At 69.8% G+C, this 18662-nt stretch carries 17 protein-coding genes; all 17 read left to right on the plus strand.

Annotation, left to right across the window (positions count from 1 at the left end):
* Window positions 1–9 precede the first annotated feature (9 nt).
* The 17 genes from ARC23_RS14385 to ARC23_RS14465 all read left to right on the plus strand — a co-directional run bounded on the left by ARC23_RS14385 (window position 10) and on the right by ARC23_RS14465 (window position 18574).
* Window positions 10–561: a COG4648 family protein gene (locus ARC23_RS14385; protein ID WP_057497824.1), complete on the plus strand. Its 552-nt coding sequence runs from the start codon at window positions 10–12 to the stop codon at window positions 559–561.
* Window positions 554–2239 carry an AMP-binding protein gene (locus tag ARC23_RS14390; protein WP_057497825.1) on the plus strand — a complete coding sequence of 562 codons (1686 nt, stop codon included), beginning with the start codon at window positions 554–556 and terminating at the stop codon, window positions 2237–2239. Before ARC23_RS14385 ends, ARC23_RS14390 begins: the two co-directional genes overlap by 8 nt.
* Window positions 2229–2999, plus strand: a complete 771-nt coding sequence (locus ARC23_RS14395) for a glycosyltransferase family 2 protein (protein ID WP_057497826.1) — start codon at window positions 2229–2231, stop codon at window positions 2997–2999. The genes ARC23_RS14390 and ARC23_RS14395 overlap by 11 nt, the downstream gene beginning before the upstream one ends.
* A 1-nt stretch (window position 3000) precedes the next feature.
* Window positions 3001–3942: an LpxL/LpxP family acyltransferase gene (locus tag ARC23_RS14400; RefSeq protein ID WP_057497827.1), complete on the plus strand. Its 942-nt coding sequence runs from the start codon at window positions 3001–3003 to the stop codon at window positions 3940–3942.
* A complete protein-coding gene (locus ARC23_RS14405; RefSeq protein ID WP_057497828.1) occupies window positions 3932–5482 on the plus strand; it encodes an HAL/PAL/TAL family ammonia-lyase in 1551 nt (516 codons plus the stop codon). Before ARC23_RS14400 ends, ARC23_RS14405 begins: the two co-directional genes overlap by 11 nt.
* The gene (locus ARC23_RS14410; protein ID WP_057497974.1) at window positions 5469–5900 is read left to right on the plus strand and encodes an acyl-CoA thioesterase; all 432 of its coding nucleotides are present in this window, start codon (window positions 5469–5471) and stop codon (window positions 5898–5900) included. Before ARC23_RS14405 ends, ARC23_RS14410 begins: the two co-directional genes overlap by 14 nt.
* Window positions 5897–6526, plus strand: coding sequence for an outer membrane lipoprotein carrier protein LolA (locus ARC23_RS14415; protein ID WP_057497829.1), 630 nt, complete (start codon window positions 5897–5899; stop codon window positions 6524–6526). Before ARC23_RS14410 ends, ARC23_RS14415 begins: the two co-directional genes overlap by 4 nt.
* A complete protein-coding gene (locus tag ARC23_RS14420) occupies window positions 6519–8873 on the plus strand; it encodes an MMPL family transporter (protein WP_057497830.1) in 2355 nt (784 codons plus the stop codon). Before ARC23_RS14415 ends, ARC23_RS14420 begins: the two co-directional genes overlap by 8 nt.
* Before the next feature lie 51 nt (window positions 8874–8924).
* Complete coding sequence (locus ARC23_RS14425) at window positions 8925–10175, plus strand: NAD(P)/FAD-dependent oxidoreductase (RefSeq protein ID WP_057497831.1); 1251 nt, start codon at window positions 8925–8927, stop codon at window positions 10173–10175.
* On the plus strand, window positions 10163–10720 hold the full coding sequence (locus tag ARC23_RS14430; protein WP_057497832.1) for a DUF3261 domain-containing protein: 558 nt from the start codon (window positions 10163–10165) through the stop codon (window positions 10718–10720). The genes ARC23_RS14425 and ARC23_RS14430 overlap by 13 nt, the downstream gene beginning before the upstream one ends.
* Window positions 10717–11901 carry a beta-ketoacyl-[acyl-carrier-protein] synthase family protein gene (locus tag ARC23_RS14435; protein ID WP_057497833.1) on the plus strand — a complete coding sequence of 395 codons (1185 nt, stop codon included), beginning with the start codon at window positions 10717–10719 and terminating at the stop codon, window positions 11899–11901. Before ARC23_RS14430 ends, ARC23_RS14435 begins: the two co-directional genes overlap by 4 nt.
* Window positions 11898–12353 carry an ApeP family dehydratase gene (locus ARC23_RS14440; protein ID WP_057497834.1) on the plus strand — a complete coding sequence of 152 codons (456 nt, stop codon included), beginning with the start codon at window positions 11898–11900 and terminating at the stop codon, window positions 12351–12353. Before ARC23_RS14435 ends, ARC23_RS14440 begins: the two co-directional genes overlap by 4 nt.
* Window positions 12350–13081, plus strand: a complete 732-nt coding sequence (locus tag ARC23_RS14445; protein ID WP_057497835.1) for a 3-ketoacyl-ACP reductase FabG2 — start codon at window positions 12350–12352, stop codon at window positions 13079–13081. Before ARC23_RS14440 ends, ARC23_RS14445 begins: the two co-directional genes overlap by 4 nt.
* Window positions 13081–14319 carry a beta-ketoacyl-ACP synthase gene (locus ARC23_RS14450; RefSeq protein WP_057497836.1) on the plus strand — a complete coding sequence of 413 codons (1239 nt, stop codon included), beginning with the start codon at window positions 13081–13083 and terminating at the stop codon, window positions 14317–14319. The genes ARC23_RS14445 and ARC23_RS14450 overlap by 1 nt, the downstream gene beginning before the upstream one ends.
* Before the next feature lie 62 nt (window positions 14320–14381).
* Window positions 14382–14822: a hypothetical protein gene (locus ARC23_RS14455; protein WP_057497837.1), complete on the plus strand. Its 441-nt coding sequence runs from the start codon at window positions 14382–14384 to the stop codon at window positions 14820–14822.
* Window positions 14823–14982: 160 nt separating this feature from the next.
* Complete coding sequence (locus tag ARC23_RS14460; protein WP_057497838.1) at window positions 14983–15243, plus strand: YcgL domain-containing protein; 261 nt, start codon at window positions 14983–14985, stop codon at window positions 15241–15243.
* Window positions 15236–18574: an ankyrin repeat domain-containing protein gene (locus ARC23_RS14465; RefSeq protein ID WP_057497839.1), complete on the plus strand. Its 3339-nt coding sequence runs from the start codon at window positions 15236–15238 to the stop codon at window positions 18572–18574. Before ARC23_RS14460 ends, ARC23_RS14465 begins: the two co-directional genes overlap by 8 nt.
* Window positions 18575–18662 lie beyond the last annotated feature (88 nt).

Here is an 18662-nt window from a genome sequence, read left to right on the forward strand (position 1 = left end):
GGCTTCGCCATGGCACGCGCACGCACCGTCGTGGTGGCCGCGATTTCGCTGGCCTACCCGCTGCTGGTGTACCTGGCGATGGGCCGTTTCGAGCCGCGCTGGCTGTCGCTGCTGCTGTTCACCCTGGCCCTGCTGCGTGCCCTGAGCACGCGCCAGCCACTGTGGTGGGCCGCCGCAGCGGGCACCGGCCTGCTGGCGGTGCTGGCCACCGTGCTCAACCAGGCCCTGCCGCTGAAGCTGTACCCGGCGCTGGTCAACGTGGTGATGCTGGCGGTGTTCAGCACCAGCCTGCGCTTCGGCCCGCCGCTGGTGGAACGCCTGGCGCGCCTGCAGGAGCCGGACCTGCCACCGTTCGCGGTGGCCTATACCCGCCGCGTCACCCAGGTGTGGTGCGGCTTCTTCGTTCTCAATGGCAGCCTGGCCCTGCTGACTGCGCTGTACGCGTCGGACCGGGTCTGGATGCTCTACAACGGATTGTTGGCGTACGTGATGATGGGCGTGTTGTTTGCAGGTGAGTGGCTGGTGCGGCGGCGGGTCAAGGCAGCGCACGCGCATGGCTGAGTGGATCGCCCTGGACCGGCTGCTGGTGGACCCGCAGCCGCAACGCAGCATCGGCCTCTGCGAGGGCGAGGTGATCGATCACGCTCGTTTCCGCCAGCGGGTGCTGGCCTGGCGCGCGGCCTTTGCCGCAGCCGATGGCCGCGACTGGGCCCTGTACTTCGATGACGCGGTGGCCTTTGCGGCGGCGCTGTTCGGCGCCTGGCATGCCGGCAAGCGGGTGTTCCTGGCCGCCGACAACCTGCCGGCCACGCTGCAGGCGCTGCAGCCGCAGGTGAGCGGTTTCGCCGGTGATGTTTCCACCGACTACCGGCCGCTGGTTGCCCCCACCGTTGGCGTGGACGGCGAACTGCAGGCGCTGGACGAGCGCGCCTGCGAACTGTGCGTGTTCACCTCCGGCAGCACCGGCCAGCCCAGCGCGATCAGCAAGCGCATGGACCAGCTGGCGCGCGAAGTGGACGCGCTGCAGGCCGCCTTCGGCGCGCAGCTGGACGGCGCGCAGGTGCATGGCACGGTCTCCCACCAGCACATCTACGGCCTGCTGTTCCGCGTGCTGTGGCCGCTGGCCGCGGGCCGCCTGATCCACCCGCGCCGGTTCTTCCACGAAGACCTGGTGGGCGCGCTGGCCGCCACCGATACGGTGCTGGTGGCCACCCCGGCCCATCTCAAGCGCCTGCCCGGACAGCTCGACTGGGCCAGCCTGCACGGCCGCCTGCGCGCGGTGTTTTCCTCCGGTGGCCCGCTGCCGGAAGAGGCCGCGCGGCAGGTGCGCCAGTGGCTGGGCGTGGCCCCTACCGAGGTGTACGGCAGCAGCGAGACCGGCGGCATCGCCTGGCGCCGCTGGGACACCGATCTGCCGCCCTGGCAGCCGCTGCCGGGCGTGCAGTGGCGGATCGACGATGGCTGCCTGGCGGTGGCCTCGGCGCATCTGCAGGACGCCGGCTGGTGGCGCACCCAGGATCGCGTGGAAGCATTGGCCGATGGCCGTTTCCGCCTGCTGGGCCGCGCCGACCGCATCGTCAAGATCGAAGAGCGCCGAGTATCGCTGGATGCGCTGGAGCGCGCGCTGCGCGAAGACGCCGAGGTCGATGACGTGCGCGTGCTGGTGCTGCCGGGCCAGCGCGAGCAGCTGGCTGCGGTGGTGGTGCCAGCCGACCGCGCGCTGCTGGAGGGCGGCGATACGGCGCGCCGCGCGCTGGGCCAGCGCCTGGGCGCGCGCCTGGCCTCCGCCCACGACGCGGTCACCCGGCCGCGCCGCTGGCGCCTGGTGCAGGCCTTGCCGATCAACGCGCAGGGCAAGGTCACCCAGGCCGCCCTGGCAGCGCTGTTCCAGCCGTTGATGCCCGAACCGGTCTGGGACCAGCGCAGCGCGGACAGCGCTACCCTGCGCATGACGCTCGACCCGGCGCTGCGGCCGTTCCAGGGCCACTTTCCACAGGCGGCGATCCTGCCCGGCGTGGCCCAGCTGGACTGGGCGGTGCGCTTCGGCCGCCAGGCGTTCGCGATGCCGGCGGGATTCCTGCGCATGGACGCGGTGAAGTTCCAGCACGTGGCGCGTCCGGGTGATGAGCTGACCCTGCAGCTGGACTGGGATGCTGCGCGCGGCGTGCTCGCCTTCCGCTATACCTCCCGCCACGGTGTGCATGCCAGCGGCAAGGTGGTGTTCGCCGATGTGGACTGACCCGGCTGTTGCCGGTGCCGCATTCGCGCCACTGGTGGTGATTCCCGTCTACGACCACGAGCACGCCATTGCCGCGGTGGTCGATGGCGTGCAGGCCGCCGGCCTGCCGTGCCTGCTGGTCGATGACGGCTCGCACGCGTCCTGCGCGGCAGCGCTGCGTGCATTGGCACAGCGCCAGGGCGTCGACCTGCTGCGCCTGGACATCAACCAGGGCAAGGGCGGGGCGATGCTGGCCGGATTCGCCGAGGCCGGTGCGCGTGGCTACAGCCATGTGCTGCAGATCGATGCCGACGGCCAGCACGATACTGCCGACCTGCCGCGCTTCATCGAAGCCGCGCGCGCCCATCCCGAGGCGGTGATCTGCGGCATTCCGGCCTACGACGCCAGCGTGCCGAAGGCGCGCCTGTACGGCCGTTACGCCACCCACATCTGGGTCTGGATCAACACGCTGTCGCTGCACCTGCGCGACACCATGTGTGGCTTCCGCGTGTATCCGCTGCCACCGGTGCTGCACCTGATCGGCGAAGAGACCATCGGCCGGCGCATGGATTTCGACACCGAGATCATGGTGCGCCTGTACTGGCGGCAGTTGCCGGTCGAGCACCTGGCCACGCGCGTGACCTATCCGTCCGATGGGGTGTCGCACTTCGATGTGTGGCGCGACAACGTGCGCATCAGCCGCATGCACACCCGCCTGTTCTTCGGCATGCTCTGGCGCGCACCGCGCCTGCTGTGGCGCCGCCTGCGCGGACAGGGCTGAGATGGCAGACGCACCGCACGCCCCGCACTGGGCCGACATCGGCGAATCCACCTCGGTGGCCGGCGTGCTGTTCCTGTGCTGGGTGCACCGCTGGTTCGGGCGCTGGCCGTTCCGCCTGTGCGTATGGCCAGTGGTGACCTGCCACTGGCTCGGCAACCGCGTCGGCCGCCAGGCCTCGATGCAGTACCTGCAACGCCTGCAGGCGCACAGTGGCGTGCTCGGCCGCGTACCGACCCGGCGCGACAGCCTGCGCCACTTCTTCGCCTTCGCCGACACGATGCTGGACAAGATCCTCGGCCTGGGCGGGCGCTACCCGCCCGAGCGCATCCACCTGCACCGCGACCTGGTGCTGCAGAAGATCGCGCGCCGCGAAGGCGGGTTGATCCTGACCGCGCATATCGGCTGCCTGGAGCTGTGCCAGGTGCTGGCCGAGCAGGTGCCGGGGTTCCACATCACCGTGCTGGTGCACACCGCCCACGCGCAGCGCTTCAACCGCCTGCTGCAGCGTCTTGACCCGCTGGCGGCGGTGGAGCTGGTGCAGGTCACCGAAATGGGCCCGGCCACCGCAATGATGCTGGCCGAGCGCGTGGCGGCCGGTGGCTTCGTCGCCATCGTTGGCGACCGCACGCCGGTACAGGGCGGGCGCAGCGTCACCGCCGACTTCCTCGGCCATCGCGCGCCGTTCCCGATCGGCGCCTATGTGCTGGCCGCCGCGCTGGCCTGCCCGGTCTATACCATGGCCTGCCTGCACCAGGGCGAGGGCTACCGCGTGGCGTTTGAACAGTTCGCCGAGCGCATCGTGCTGCCTCGCGGTTCACGCGATGCCGCACTGGCCGAACAGGCCCAGCGCTTCGCGCGCTGGCTCGAACTCCAGGTCATCCAGTCGCCGTTGGACTGGTTCAATTTCTTCCCCTTCTGGGATCAGGCTCCGCATGACGACTGACGCCGTACCCGTGTGCCGCTTTGGCGAGGCACCGTTGACCATCGAAGATGTGGTTGCCCTGGCCCAGCGCCAGTGCGAGGCCGCACTGAGCGACGCGCCGGCGTTCCGCGCGCACATCCAGCGTGGTGCCGACTTCCTCGACCGCCTGCTGCGCGAGGACGGCGTGATCTACGGCGTGACCACCGGCTACGGCGACTCGTGCACGGTGAACATCCCGCCGGTGCTGGTGGCGGAACTGCCGCACCACCTGTACACCTACCACGGCTGCGGCCTGGGCCGTTACCTGGACCCGGTCGAGACCCGCGCGGTGCTGGCCGCGCGCCTGGCGTCGCTGGTGCGCGGCATGTCCGGCGTCAGCGTGCCGCTGCTGGAAGGCCTGGCCACGCTGCTGCAGCACGACGTGCTGCCGATGATCCCGGCCGAAGGCTCGGTCGGTGCCAGCGGCGACCTGACCCCGCTGTCGTACGTGGCGGCGGTGCTGTGCGGCGAGCGCGAGGTGCTGCACGACGGCCGCGTGCAGCCGGCGGCCGAAGTGCTGGCGAAGATCGGCATGACCCCGCTGAAGCTGCGGCCGAAGGAAGGCCTGGCGATCATGAACGGCACCGCGGTGATGACCGGCCTGGCCTGCCTGGCCTGGCAGCGCGCCGACTACCTGGCCCGCATGGCCACGCGCCTGACCGCATTCAACGTGCTCGCCAGCGACGGCAACGCGCACCACTTCGACGAAACCCTGTTCGCGGCCAAGCCGCACCCGGGCCAGGGCCGCATCGCCGCGCGCCTGCGCAGCGACCTGCACAGCGAACGCCCGCCGCGCAATGAGCAGCGCCTGCAGGACCGCTACTCGCTGCGCTGCGCACCGCACGTGATCGGCGTGCTGGAGGACAGCCTGCCGTTCCTGCGCCAGCTGATCGAAACCGAGCTGAACAGCGCCAACGACAATCCGCTGATCGATGCCGACGGCGAGCGCATCCTGCACGGCGGCCATTTCTACGGGGGCCACATCGCGCTGGCGATGGACACCCTGAAAAACACCGTGGCCAACGTCGCCGACCTGCTCGACCGGCAGCTGGCATTGGTGGTCGATGCCCGCTACAACCACGGCCTGCCGGCCAACCTGTCGGCGGCCACCGGTCCGCGCGCGGCGATCAACCACGGCCTGAAGGCGCTGCAGATCAGCGTTTCGGCCTGGACCGCCGAAGCACTGAAGCAGACCATGCCGGCCTCGGTGTTCTCGCGCTCAACCGAATGCCACAACCAGGACAAGGTCAGCATGGGCACCATCGCCGCGCGCGACTGCCTGCGCGTGATCGAGCTGACCGAACAGGTGGTGGCCGCGATGCTGATCGCCGCACGCCAGGGCCTGGCGCTGCGCGAGCGGGTTGGCATGAATGCGCAGCTGCATGGCAGTCTGGCCGGCATGTACGCCGACCTGGGGCAGCGCATCGCCCTGGTCGAAGAAGACCGCGCGCTGGATCGCGAACTGCGGGAACTGCTGGTGGAGATCCGCGCGCAACGTTGGGAGCTGTATGCCGGTGAATGAGGCCCTCGAACGGGTCGGCGAGATCACGCTGACCCCCGCCTTCCATGACTGCGATCCGATGAACGTGGTCTGGCATGGCCACTACTTCAAGTACTTCGAGATCGCGCGCTGCGCGCTGCTCGGGCGCTACGACTACGACTATCCGCAGATGCTCGAATCGGGCTACCTCTGGCCGGTGGTCGATGCGCGGGTGAAGTACGTGCGGCCGCTGCTGTTCAACCAGGCCCTGCGCGTGGTCGCGCGCATCGTGGAATGGGAGAACCGGCTGAAGATCGAGTACGAGATTCTTGATGCGGAAAGCGGCCAGGTGCTGACGCGCGCGATGACCATCCAGGTCGCGGTGGACGCGGCCAGCAAGGAAATGCAGTACCAGTGCCCGCCGGTACTGTGGGAACGACTGGGAGTGCCCGCGCCATGAGCCTGCTTGCCCGTGTTTCGAGCGTGCTGCTGTGCGCGCTGCTGCTGGTGGCCGTACCGCGTGTACAGGCGGCCGACCCCGCCATCGATGCGATCACCCAGGCGGTGGCGCGTCCGGAGGTGCTGCGCGGCCAGTTCAGCCAGGAAAAGCAGGTCAGCGGCTTCAAGAACCCGCTGCGCTCGCAGGGCCGGTTCGTGGTCGCACGCCAGCACGGCGTGATCTGGACCACGCTCAAGCCGTTCCCCTCCGAGGTGGTGGTCACCGCCGACCGCATCCTCAGCCGCCAGCGTGATGGCAGCACCCGCGTCGAGCTCGACGCGCGGCAGCAGCCGGCGATGCGTTCGGTCAACGCGATCATGTTCGCGCTGATGAGTGGCGACGTGCAGGCGCTGTCCAGCCAGTTCAACGTTGCCGCCAGCCGTGAAGGGCAGGGCTGGCGCCTGCGCCTGACACCGAAGTCGGCAATGCTGGCCAAGGCCTTCGAATCGCTGACCCTGCAGGGTGACCGTTACGTGCGCCAGGTCGAGATCGTCGAGGCCAACAAGGACCGCACGCAGATCCAGTTCAGCGCGTTGAGCGAGGCACCGGCCGCGCTCAACGCCGACGAGGCCCGCCGCCTTGAGTGAGGCCGTGGCATCGAACGCACCGGACCGGTTGCAGCGCTGGTGGCATTGGCTGGGCATTGCCTGGTTGGTGCTGCTGCTGGCGTTGGGTGCGCAGCAATGGCACTTGTGGAGCCAGCAGTCGCGGATCGACACCGACATCCTTGCGCTGCTGCCGCAGGACGCCCATGACCGTCTGTTGAGCGATGTGACTCGGCGTATTGCCGATGGCAGTTCGCGGCAGGTGGTGGTGTTGCTGGGCAGCAAGGATGGCGCCGCCGCCAAGCGCGCGCAGGTGGCGTTCGCTGCGGCCATGGCCAACGACGCTGACCATGCGTTGCTGGTACCCAGCGGGTCCATCGAGGGCTGGTTCGATCAGGCGCGTGCGTTCTACGCGCCGTACCGCGACCGCCTGCTGACGCCGGCCCAGCGCGAGCAGCTGCAGGGCAGCGAACCGGGCGCGCTGGCCGAGCAGGCGCTGGCCGCGCTGTACGGCCCGATGGGCGCCCCGCGCCTGACCGACTGGCGGCAGGACCCGTTGTCGCTGTGGCCGCAATGGTGGCAGCAGCAGGCGCAGGGTTCGGGCTTGCGGCTGGGTGATGATGGCCTGCTCGAAGCCGAGGGCAGGCATTGGGCGGCGCTGCAGTTCGATACCCCCGGCTCGGCATTCCAGCTCGATGGCGAGCGCCATCTTGATGGCCTGCTGGAACGTGCCGGGCAGGCCGCCAGGGCGGCAGCGCCGGAGCTGGAAATCCTGCATGCCGGCGTGCCGCTGCATGCTGAAGCCGCTGCCGTACAGGCCAACCGGGAGATCAACACCATCGGCTGGGGCTCGCTGGCGGCGGTGCTGCTGCTGGTGTGGCTGGCATTCCGTTCGTTGCGCCCGATCCTGCTGGTCGCCGCGTCGCTGCTGATCGGTTGCGGCGTGGCGCTGGCGGTGACCGTGCTGGTATTCGGCAAGGTGCACGTGCTGACCCTGGTGTTCGGCGCATCGCTGGTGGGCGTGGCCGAGGATTACGGCATCCACTGGTTCGCCTCGCGCCAGGCCGAGCCGGCCGATCGCCGCTGGAAACTGCTGCGTCATCTGCTGCCGGGCCTGTGGCTGGCCCTGCTGACCAGCGCGCTGGCCTACCTGGCCCTGGGCCTGGCTCCGTTCCCGGGCCTGCGCCAGATGGCGCTGTTCTCGGTGGTCGGCCTGGCGGCCGCGTTCCTCACGGTGATCTTCTGGTTCCCGTGGCTGGATGGTGGCGAGATCCGCCCGACCCGCTTCTCGCAGTGGCTGGGCAACACGCTGGAGCGTTTCCCGCGGCTGCACGGGACGCGCGCGATCAGCATGTTCATCGTGGCCACAGTGGCGCTGTCGGCCATCGGCATCGCGCGCCTGCAGAGCAACGACGATCTGCGCAGCCTGCAGTCTTCACCGCCGGCCTTGATGGCCCAGCAGATCCGCCTGAGCCAGCTGCTGGGCATGCCCAGCCCGGCGCAGTTCTACCTGGTGCAGGGCAGCGACGCCGCACAGCTGCTGCAACGCGAAGAGGCGTTGACCGAACGACTGCGCGCGCTGGCTGATGACAAGCGCATTGGCGGCTACCGCGCGATCAGCGACTGGTTGCCGTCGCCGGCACGCCAGCAGGCCGATGCGGCGTTGACCGCGAAGGTGGAGCCCGGCGTGCTGGCGGCCGTGTCCGAGGCGGTGGGCGAGCCACTGCAGCGCCCGCACTTCGCCACCACGCCGCTGACCGCCGAGGCGTTCCTGGCCTCGCCGGCATCGCAGCCGTTCCGCCATCTGTGGGTGGGGGCCGTGGGCGGGCAGATGATCAGCGTGGTGATGGTCGATGACCTGTCACGCGCCGATGCGCTGGCCACGCTGGAAGGTGCCGCCGAAGGCCTGCCCGGCGTGCGTTGGGTAGACCGTACCTCCGATTTCTCCAAGCTGCTGGGCCACTATCGCAAGCTGATGGGCGGGCTGCTGCTGGTCGGCATTGCCCTGGTGTTCGGCGCGCTGTGGCTGCGCTACCGCCGCCAGGCCTGGCGCGTGTTCGCCCCGACCCTGATCGCCGGTGCGCTGACCCTGGGCCTGCTGGGCCTGTTCGGCCAGCCATTGCAGCTGTTCAACGTGCTGGCGCTGATGCTGCTGCTGGGCATGGGCATCGACTACGGCATCTTCCTGATCGAGCACCGTGGTGATGCCAGCGCGTGGCTGGCGGTGTGCGTGGGGGCGGCCAGCACCTGGCTGTCGTTCGGCCTGCTGGGGCTGTCGCAGACCCCGGCGCTGCGCGCCTTCGGCCTGACCCTGCTGTTCGGTATCGGCCTGGTCTGGCTGATCTCGCCGCTGTTCCGGCCACCGCCGCATGACGTGCCACCGGCCTGACCCATCTTCCGGTTTCTTCTTTCCACCTGATCGAGCAACAAGGACGCACCGATGACTACTGCTGTGGATGCTGTCGAACGCACTGAAATCCTGATCATCGGCGCCGGTCCGGCCGGCTCGGTGGCCGCGGCGATGCTGCGCCAGCAGGGCCGCCAGGTGCTGATGCTGGAGCGCCAGCAGTTCCCGCGCTTCTCCATCGGCGAAAGCCTGCTGCCGCAGAGCATGGAGTACATCGAGGCGGCGGGGCTGTTGCAGGACGTGGTCGAGGCCGGATTCCAGTACAAGAACGGTGCTGCCTTCGTGCACGGCGAGGCACGCACCGCGTTCGATTTCAGGGAGAAGTTCTCTCCGGGCTGGGGCACCACCTACCAGGTGCAGCGTGCCGACTTCGACAACGTACTGGCACGCGGCGCCGAGCGCATGGGCGCCACGCTGCGCTTCGGCGACGAAGTACTGTCGGTCGAACCCGGTGAACAGCCGGCGGTGAACGTGCGCCGCCCGGACGGCAGCCACTACCGCATCGAAGCTGACTTCATCCTTGATGCCTCCGGCTTCGCGCGCCTGCTGCCGCGCCTGCTGCAGCTGGAATCGCCGTCCAACTTCCCGGTGCGTGGTGCGATCTTCTGCCACGTGCGCGACAACATTCCGGCCGAAGCGGACTTCGACCGCAACAAGATCCTGATCACCACCCACCCCGAGCACATCGACGTCTGGTACTGGACGATCCCGTTCTCCAACGGCTGCTGCTCGCTGGGCGTGGTGGCCGAACCGTCGTTCTTCGAACGCTACGAGGGCGACGACCTGCAGAAGCTGCAGGCCATCGTCGGCGAGGACCCGAACCTGACCGCGCTGCTGGCCAATGCCGAATGGGCGGTGCTGCCGGTGCGCCGCATCACCGGCTACTCGGCCAATGTCAGTTCGTTGTGGGGCCCGGGCTACGCCCTGCTGGGCAACGCTGGCGAGTTCCTCGACCCGGTGTTCTCCTCCGGCGTCACCATCGCCTTCAAGTCCGCGCAGCTGGCCAGCGAGTGCCTGGCGCGCCGCTATGCCGGTGAAACCGTCGACTGGGAAGCTGAATTCTCGATTCCGCTGCGCGCCGGCGTGAAGACCTTCCGTCGTTTCGTGGAAAGCTGGTACCAGGGCGGCTTCCAGAAGATCATCTACCACCCGCAGCAGCAGCCGGAAGTGCGCAACATGATCAGTTCCATCCTGGCCGGATACGCCTGGGACACCAACAACCCGTATGTGGCTGACGAAAGTGGCCGCCGCATGCGCGTGCTGGAGGAATTGTGCAGCGTCTGATTGCCCCGATCGCGGCGCTGCTGCTGTGCGTGCTGGTGACGGCCTGCGCCGGCCGCATGCCGAAGCCGCAGGTGGAACTGCCGCCGCTGCGCCTGTCGCCGGCCAGCCTGCCGGCGCCGCTGGCGTTGCAGCAGCAGCTGCATTTCCGTTTCGGCAGCCATGAGCGCGACCTCGATGCGCTGCTGGAAGCCGACGCACAGCGGGTGCAGCTGGCCGTGCAGGCGATGGGCCAGACCGGCGTACGCCTGCAGTGGGATGGCCAGCAGCTGACCCAGCAGCGTGCGCCGTGGCTGCCGCCGCAGGTGCGCGCCGAGCGCGTGCTGGATGACCTGCAGTTCGCACTATGGCCGACCGCTGCGATCGCCGCGGCGCTGCCAGCCGGCTGGCAGGTCAGCGATGATGGCCAGCAGCGCCGCCTGTCGCGCGATGGCGTGGTGTGGCTGCAGCTGCAGCGCCTGGACGACGGCAGCGTGCAGCTGGAAAACCGCGCCGAAGGCTATGCGCTGCGCATTGAGTCGATCGACATGGCCGGGCAGGACCGATGAGTGCACCGATCTACCTGAACGACCTCGGCGTGGTCTGCGCGCTCGGCGAGGGCCGTGCCGCAGTGGCGTCGGCGTTGTTTGCCGATGCGCCGGGTGGGCTCAGCGACAATGATCGCCTGCTGCCGGGGCGCACCCTGGCGCTGGGCGAAGTGCGCACGCCACTGCCAGCGCTGGAGAACCTGCCGGTCGCCCTGCGCGGGCGCAACAATGCGCTGCTGGAGGTGGCACTGGCGCAGATCGCACCGGCGGTGGCTGCCACCATCGCCCGCCACGGTGCCGAGCGCGTGGCGGTGGTGCTGGGCACCAGCACCTCGGGCATTGGTGAATCCGAACAGGCGCTGCGCAGCCACGCCGAACAGGGCCAGTGGCCGCAGGGCTTCGACTACGCCCAGCAGGAAATGGGCACCGCCGCGCAGTTCGTGCGCCAGCGCAGCGGCGCCCAGGGCCCGGCCTGGACGCTGTCCACTGCCTGCTCATCCAGCGCCAAGGCGCTGATGTCGGCCGCGCGCATGCTGCGCGCCGGCATTGTCGATGCGGTGATCGCCGGTGGCGCCGATTCGCTGTGCCGCTTCACCGTGGCCGGTTTCAGCGCGCTCGAATCGGTGTCGGCGTCGCGCTGCAACCCGTTTTCGCAGCATCGCGCCGGCATCAACATCGGCGAAGGTGCCGCGCTGTTCCTGCTCACCCGCGAGCCCGGCCCGGTATGCCTGGCCGGGTGGGGCGAATCGGCCGACGCTCACCACATGTCCGCCCCCGACCCGCAGGGGCTGGGCGCCATCGAGGCCCTGCAGCAGGCGCTGCAGCGCGCCGGCTGGGCCGCCGATGAAGTGGATTACGTGAATCTGCACGGCACCGCGACCGGGCACAACGATGCGATGGAAAGCCTGGCGGTCTCGCAGGTACTGGGCCATGGCGTGCCGGCCAGCTCGACCAAGCCGCTGACCGGTCACACGCTGGGCGCGTCTGGCGCAATCGAGGCCGCGTTGTGCTGGATCCTGCTGGCCGAGAATCCGCAGCAGCAGCTGCCGCCGCACTGGTGGGATGGCGTGGCCGATCCGGCGCTGCCGGTGCTGCCGCTGGTGGCGCCGGGCACCCGCCTGGCGCAGCCAGCGCGGCGGGTGCTGAGCAACTCGTTCGCCTTCGGCGGCAGCAATGCCGTGCTGGCGCTGGAGCGTCGATGAACACGCTGTACGCGATCGAAGAAGTGGTGCCGCACCGCCAGGACATGTGCCTGCTGGAGCGCATCACCCGCTGGGACCAGGATACCGTCGAGGCCGAACTGGTGGTGCCCGAGGCCGGCCTGTTCGTCGACAACGGCCAGGTGCCGGCCTGGGTCGGCATCGAATACATGGCGCAGGCCATCGCCGCGTGGGCCGGCTGCCGCGCGCGCGCGGCCGGCAAGCCACCGCAGCTGGGCTTCCTGCTCGGCAGCCGTCGCTACAGCAGTCCGCGCAGTGGCTTCCCCAGTGGCACCCGCCTGCGCGTACAGGCGCGCTGCGAGCTGTTGGGCGACAATGGATTGGGGATGTTCGCCTGCCGCATCCTGGCAGGCGAGGACGAATGGGCGACAGCCAACGTCTCGGTGTTCGAACCGACCGACGCGATGGCCTATCTGGAGAGTGGACAGGCATGACAGGAAATCGAAGCGTGCTGGTGACCGGCGCCAGCCGGGGCATTGGCCGGGCCATCGCGCTGCGCATCGCGCGTGATGGCTTCGACGTGGTGGTGCATTGCCGCAGCCGCCTGGAAGAAGCACAGGCCGTGGTGGCCGAGATCCAGGCCTTGGGCCAGCAGGCCCGCGTGCTGGCGTTCGACGTGGCCGACCGCGAGGCCGCACGCGCCGCGCTGGAGGCCGATGTCGAAGCGCACGGCGCGTACTACGGCGTGGTCTGCAATGCCGGCATCGCCCGTGATGGCGCCTTCCCGGCACTGTCGGCGGAGGATTGGGACCAGGTCATCCACACCAACCTGGATGGCTTCTACAACGTGCTGCATCCGCTGATCATGCCGATGGTGCGGCGGCGCAAGCCCGGCCGCATCGTCACCCTGTCGTCGGTGTCCGGCCTGGCCGGCAACCGCGGGCAGGTCAACTACAGCGCCGCCAAGGCCGGCATCATCGGTGCCACCAAGGCGCTGGCGCTGGAACTGGCCAGCCGCCAGATCACCGTCAACTGCGTGGCCCCGGGCCTGATCGAGACCGAAATGCTCAACGACGAAGTGATCGAACACGCGCTCAAGCTGATTCCCGCCGGGCGTGTCGGCCGTCCCGACGAAGTGGCGGCCACCGTGGCCTTCCTGCTGTCCGAACCGGCCGGCTACATCACCCGCCAGGTGATCTCGGTCAACGGAGGCATGCTCTGATGGCCGCCGATCGTCGCGTGGTGGTCACCGGTGCGGCCGCGATCAGTCCGCTCGGCCATGACTGGCCGACCATCGAGGCGCACCTGCGCAGCTGCCGCAACGCGGTGCGCGGGATGCCCGAGTGGGATGTCTACGCCGGACTGAACACCAAGCTGGCCGCGCCGGCGCAGGACTTCGAGCTGCCGCCGAACTACAACCGCAAGACCACCCGCTCGATGGGCAAGGTCGCGATCATGTCGGTGCGCGCCACCGAAGTGGCGCTGCGCGAAGCCGGCCTGCATGAACACCCGGTGCTGCGCAGCGGACGGACGGGCGTGGCCTACGGGTCCTCGTCCGGCAGCCACGAGGCCACCGGCGAATTCGGACGCATGCTCAACGAATTCACCACCGAGGGCATCAGCGCCACCACCTACCTGAAGATGATGAGCCATACCGCGCCGGTCAACATCGGCGTGTTCTTCGGCTTGTCCGGGCGCGTCTACACCACCTCCAGCGCCTGCACTTCGGGCAGCCAGGGCGTGGGCGCAGCCTATGAAGCGATCCGCAGCGGCAAGCAGACAGTGATGGTGGCCGGTGGCGCCGAGCAGCTCGATGCCACCGCCGCAGCGGTGTTCGACACCCTGTTCGCCACCAGCGTGCGCAACGATGCGCCGCAGAGCACGCCGCGCCCGTTCGATGCCGGCCGCGATGGCCTGGTGCTGGGCGAAGGTGCCTGCACGCTGATCCTGGAAGACCTGGAACACGCGCAGGCGCGTGGCGCCACCATCCTCGCCGAGGTGGTCGGCTACGGCACCAACAGCGACGGCCAGCACGTCACCCAGCCCAGCGCCGATACCATGGCCCAGGCCATGCGCCTGGCGCTGGAGGATGCCGGCCTGGACGCGGCGCAGATCGACTACGTCAACGCCCACGGTACCGCCACCGACCACGGCGACATCGCAGAGACCCAGGCCACCGCGCAGGTGTTCGGCAGCCGTGTGCCGATCAGCTCGCTGAAGAGCTATGTCGGCCACATGCTCGGCGCCTGCGGTGCGTTCGAGGCTTGGCTGAGCATCGAGATGATGCGGGCCGGCTGGTTCGCGCCGACGCTGAACCTGGCCGAGGTCGACCCGCGCTGCGGCCAGCTGGACTTCATCACCGGGCAGGGCCGCGAACTGCAGGCCGAGTACGTGATGAGCAACAATTTCGCCTTCGGCGGCATCAACACCTCGCTGGTGTTCCGCCGCTGGCGCGAATGATCCACCGCCCCACCGCCGTTGTTCCCGCAACCTACCCGCACCCTCGACAAGGAGATGTTTCGATGCGCCGTACCCTGATGATCGCCGCTGCCACCACGCTGCTGGCCCTGAGTTCCACCGCCTCCGCGCGCGATACCCGCGTCGAGCAGTCCCTGCAGGAACTGGTCAGTTCGCAGGCCGCCAAGGACGCCGGCATCGACGGCAGCGTGCGCTTCTACCTGGCCGGCCAGCCGGTCAGCGTGCAGCAGCGCCTGGGTGAGGATGTGACCAACAAGAAGACCAATGCCGCCAACAAGAGCGACGCCGAGGCCTGCCGCTGGGTCGCGCTGTCGGCGCTGCGCGCGCTGCAGGATGGTGCGCGGTCGCGCGGGGCCAACGCCGTGGTCGACATCGTCAGCTACTACAAGAAGAACGAATTCAAGAGCAGCACCAACTATGAGTGCTGGGCCGGCACCTTCGTCGCCGGTGTGGCGTTGAAGGGCACCTACGCCAAGGTCAAGTGAGTCACCGGTAGCGGCGGCCGTTGCCTGAACGCCGCCGCCACATTGCTGAACCCTACCGGGGAAACACCGTCGATCGCGCCGCCATCGTCGGCTGACGGCTTTCCCCGGTGTCGGCTTTCCGACACAATCATGGCTCTTCCCGGGTTATTGTCCCGCGGACATGCACGCCTACGTCTATAAAAGCCAACTCAAGCCGGACACCTACGTCTACGTTCCCCGACGCGAAGATTTCAGCGCGCTGCCTGCGCCGCTGCTCAAATCGCTGGGGGCGCTCACTTTCGTCCTGGACGTGGCCCTGGATGCCCAGCGCCGCCTGGCCCAGGCCGATCCGGACAAGGTCCGCAGCGAAATGAGCGAGCGCGGGTTCTATCTGCAGGTGCCGCCGTCGGTGGCCAGCCTGATGCCGCGCCACTATGACTGACGCCTCCCGTCCGCGCGCCCTGTCGATCGCCTTCGCGGTGGGCGCCGTGCTGGCGCTGGGTGCTGCCGTGGGCGGCGTTGCCGGTGCCATCCTCGCCGCCCTGGCGCAACCGGCGTTCGCGCTGGGCGTGTCGTGGTGGCGGCGCAGCCGCGCGCTGCTGCCGCTGAAGGTGGTGGCACGCCAGGACCTGCCGGCGTTGCTGGCGTTGTGGGCGGCGGCACCGTCGCTGCTGGCACTGCTGCTGGCCTGGCCGCTGGCGGCGCTGCGTGACAGCGGCAGCCTGGCGGCGGTGCTGGGCCTGAGCGTGCTGGTCAGCGCCGGCCTGCTGGCAGCCTGGCGCACCTGGCCGCTGTGGAACGATGTTGAACGCCTGGATGGCAGCCTGGGCCAGCATTGGCAGGCGCTGGCCGGGCGCGACCTGACGGCCTGGCGCGGCCTCGGTGTGGCGGCGCTGGTGATCACGCTGGCCGCGCTGGTGGTGCTGCCGGCCTGGCCGGGCCTGCTGCCGGAAGGCGCGCGTTGGCCGGCCACGCTGGCGGTGGTGCTGCTGTCGCCGCTGCTCCATCTGCTGTTGCAGCGGGTGGCGCCTGCGCCGCTGGTCTCGCTGCGCCCGGGCGCGCTGGCCTCAGCCAGCAACGAGCAGGAGCCGCTGTTCACCGCAGCAGCCGAAGCGGCGCCGCTGGAAGCACTGGCACCGCAGGAGCTGACACCGGCGCTGTATGAAGCCGCCCGCCACGGCCGCATCGATCGCGGCCTGCAGCTGCTGCAGGCCGGTGCCGATCCTTACGCGCTGCCCGACCCGAACTGGCGCGACCAGCGCAGCCTGGCGGTGCTGGCTGCGGTGCTGCCGGACCTGCGCCTGCTGCGCGAACTGATTGCCCGTGGCGTCGACGTGAATGCGCCGCATCGCGGCATGACGCCGCTGCTGGCAGCGACCCGCGACAGCTGGCATGGCCGCCCCGAAGCGGTGATGACCCTGCTCGCCAACGGTGCTGATTCGCGTGCGACCGACAGCGATGGCAACACCCCGCTGCACCATGCCGCGCGCAGTTCCGACCCGGGCGTGGCGGCGCTGCTGCGCGACGCCGCCGCCGAAGTCGACGCGTTGAACAACGAGGGCTGGTCACCCCTGGCCGTGGCCTGCCAGGTCGGCAACTGGCGCCTGGCCCGCTTCCTGCTCGAACGCGGTGCACGCAGCGAACCGGCCGAGGGCACCCCGGTGCTGCTCGCCGCCGCCGCCACCGAAGACGACGACCCGGCTGGCGTGCAGCTGCTGCTCAAGCACAAGGCGCGCGCCGACGCGCGTGATCGCCAGCGCCGCAGCGCGCTGCACGAGGCGGCGCTGGCCGGCCACGTTGAAATCATCGGCGTGCTGCTGGCTGCCGGTGCCAACCTGGAAGCACGCGATGCACTGGGCCGCACGCCCTGGCTGGAAGCCGCCCGCGCCGGCCGCGCCGCCGTGGTCGAACACCTGCTGCCGCACAAGCCAGACCTGGTTGCCGTTGACGGCGAAGGCCGCAACGCGGTGCAGCTGGCGGTGATGGCCGAGGATGTCTCGCCGTTGCTGATCAAGCGCCTGGTGGAACTGGGCATCGCCGCCGACGCGACCGATCCGCTGGGTCGCCGGGCGGTGGATTACGCTGCCGAAGCCGGCCGCTGGGCGATCGTGGCGCTGCTGGATCCGTCCTATCCGTTGCCGGCTGCGGTCAGCGACGGCCTGGCCGAGCGCGGCGAAGCGGCCGCGGCCAGCGGCCTGCTGCCGGATCGCCCGCCGCTGACCCTGCTGCGCGAAGCGCTGGGCTTCGGCAACACCGACGGCATGGCGGCACTGGCCAGGCTGTGCCAGCCCGAAGAACTGGGCAGCCTGCTGCTCGATCCGGAACTTGCGCTTGAGCCGGACGCGGTCGATTGGCTGCTGGCGCACGGCGCTGATCCCTACGTACGTGATGCCTGCGCGGACACGCCGATGTTCGCGCTGCTGTCGCGCGGCATCGATGCGGTACCGGCGCTGCAGGTGATGCTGCAGCGGGGCCTGTCGCCCGCCGGTCGCGGTGGGCTGGCACGCTTCCTGGCCGCCTGTGCGCAGCACGACCAGGCCGCCCGTGGCCTGGAGCAGCTGGCGCTGGAACTGCTGGAACGCGGCGCCGACCCGTTCGCCGCGTCCCCGGCCGGTGATCCGCCGCTGTCGCTGGCGGTGCGCCTGGGCTGGCTGCGCCTGCAGCAGGCCCTGCTAAAAGCGGGCGTCGATCGCGAAGCGCGCGACAGCCACGGCATGACCGCGTTGCACCTGGCCACCGCGCTGGCCCGCGAAGGCGCGCTGAAGCTGCTGGTGCAGCACGGCGCCTCGCCGGAAGCACGCGCCGCCGATGGCCAGACACCACTGGGCGTGGCGTTGTCGATCGGCCGCCGCGATCTGGCCGACTGGCTCGATTGGCGGGTGTGGCCGTTGCCGCGCCGTACGCTGCGCGAGGCCGATCTGCCGGCCGCCGCAATGGCCGGTGACGTGGATGCGGTACGCCGCCTGATCGATCTGGGCTTCGCCGTCGATGCCGTCGATGCGCAGGGCTGCACCGCGCTGTTGCGCGCGGCTGGTGGTGGCCATCTGGCGGTGACCGACCTGCTGCTGGCGCGCGGTGCCGATCCGCAGCACGCGGCGGCCAGTGGTGCCACGCCGCTGTCGGCGGCGGTCAGCATGCGCCAGGTGGATATCGTCTCGGCCCTGCTGGATGCCGGCGCCAAGCTGGAACATCGCCTGCCGGGCGGGGTGACCGTGCTGATGCTGGCCTCGGCGCTCGGCCTGCCGGACATCGTGGCGCGCCTGCTGACCGCCGGTGCCGACGTCCATGCCGGTGACGCGCAGCAGCTGGGGCCGCTGCATTGTGCCGCGCTGTACGGCTTCAGTGCGCGTGACCGCTCGCGCCTGCTGGCCCTGCTCGACACCCTGCTGCTGGCCGGTGCCGAACCGGACCAGGCTGCGGCCGGTTCGGTCACGCCGCTGCTGCTGCTGCTGGGCGCGCGCGCCGAACCGGGCACCGCCTGCGATGAGCAGGTGGTGATGGCGGCGGTGGAGCGCCTGCTCGATGAAGAGGTGAGCCTGGAGGTGCGTGACCCGCGCGGCTTCGGCCCGCTGCACCTGGCCGCGCTGCATGGCCTGCCGTTGCTGGTGCAGCGCCTGTTGCGCGCCGGTGCCGATCCGGAGGCGCGTGACAGCCTCAACCGCAGCCCGCGCGAGATCGCAGTGATGCGCGGCTTCATCGATGTGGCTGGCGAGTTCGAACCCCGCGTGCCGGGCGTCTCGTCGATGGCACGGTTCCTGCGCGACAACGGCTGAGAGTCGGGGTCGGATCCCTTTCCGAAGGAAAGGGCTCTGACCCCAACACCGCGCTGCCGGATTCTGCAGTGGGTGGTGCCTGCCAGCG

This window comes from Stenotrophomonas beteli (genome assembly GCF_001431665.1).
GTDB classification, from domain to species: domain Bacteria; phylum Pseudomonadota; class Gammaproteobacteria; order Xanthomonadales; family Xanthomonadaceae; genus Stenotrophomonas; species Stenotrophomonas beteli.

What these genes read in the sequence shown, in the direction of transcription:
- ARC23_RS14435 (WP_057497833.1), top strand. Translation starts at nt 10,717, where the DNA reads ATGAGTGCACCGATCTACCTGAACGACCTCGGCGTGGTCTGCGCGCTC.
- ARC23_RS14395 (WP_057497826.1), top strand. Translation starts at nt 2,229, where the DNA reads ATGTGGACTGACCCGGCTGTTGCCGGTGCCGCATTCGCGCCACTGGTG.
- ARC23_RS14415 (WP_057497829.1), top strand. Translation starts at nt 5,897, where the DNA reads ATGAGCCTGCTTGCCCGTGTTTCGAGCGTGCTGCTGTGCGCGCTGCTG.
- ARC23_RS14440 (WP_057497834.1), top strand. Translation starts at nt 11,898, where the DNA reads ATGAACACGCTGTACGCGATCGAAGAAGTGGTGCCGCACCGCCAGGAC.
- ARC23_RS14445 (WP_057497835.1), top strand. Translation starts at nt 12,350, where the DNA reads ATGACAGGAAATCGAAGCGTGCTGGTGACCGGCGCCAGCCGGGGCATT.
- ARC23_RS14450 (WP_057497836.1), top strand. Translation starts at nt 13,081, where the DNA reads ATGGCCGCCGATCGTCGCGTGGTGGTCACCGGTGCGGCCGCGATCAGT.
- ARC23_RS14405 (WP_057497828.1), top strand. Translation starts at nt 3,932, where the DNA reads ATGACGACTGACGCCGTACCCGTGTGCCGCTTTGGCGAGGCACCGTTG.
- ARC23_RS14455 (WP_057497837.1), top strand. Translation starts at nt 14,382, where the DNA reads ATGCGCCGTACCCTGATGATCGCCGCTGCCACCACGCTGCTGGCCCTG.
- ARC23_RS14385 (WP_057497824.1), top strand. Translation starts at nt 10, where the DNA reads ATGGCACGCGCACGCACCGTCGTGGTGGCCGCGATTTCGCTGGCCTAC.
- ARC23_RS14460 (WP_057497838.1), top strand. Translation starts at nt 14,983, where the DNA reads ATGCACGCCTACGTCTATAAAAGCCAACTCAAGCCGGACACCTACGTC.
- ARC23_RS14425 (WP_057497831.1), top strand. Translation starts at nt 8,925, where the DNA reads ATGACTACTGCTGTGGATGCTGTCGAACGCACTGAAATCCTGATCATC.
- ARC23_RS14465 (WP_057497839.1), top strand. Translation starts at nt 15,236, where the DNA reads ATGACTGACGCCTCCCGTCCGCGCGCCCTGTCGATCGCCTTCGCGGTG.
- ARC23_RS14400 (WP_057497827.1), top strand. Translation starts at nt 3,001, where the DNA reads ATGGCAGACGCACCGCACGCCCCGCACTGGGCCGACATCGGCGAATCC.
- ARC23_RS14410 (WP_057497974.1), top strand. Translation starts at nt 5,469, where the DNA reads ATGCCGGTGAATGAGGCCCTCGAACGGGTCGGCGAGATCACGCTGACC.
- ARC23_RS14390 (WP_057497825.1), top strand. Translation starts at nt 554, where the DNA reads ATGGCTGAGTGGATCGCCCTGGACCGGCTGCTGGTGGACCCGCAGCCG.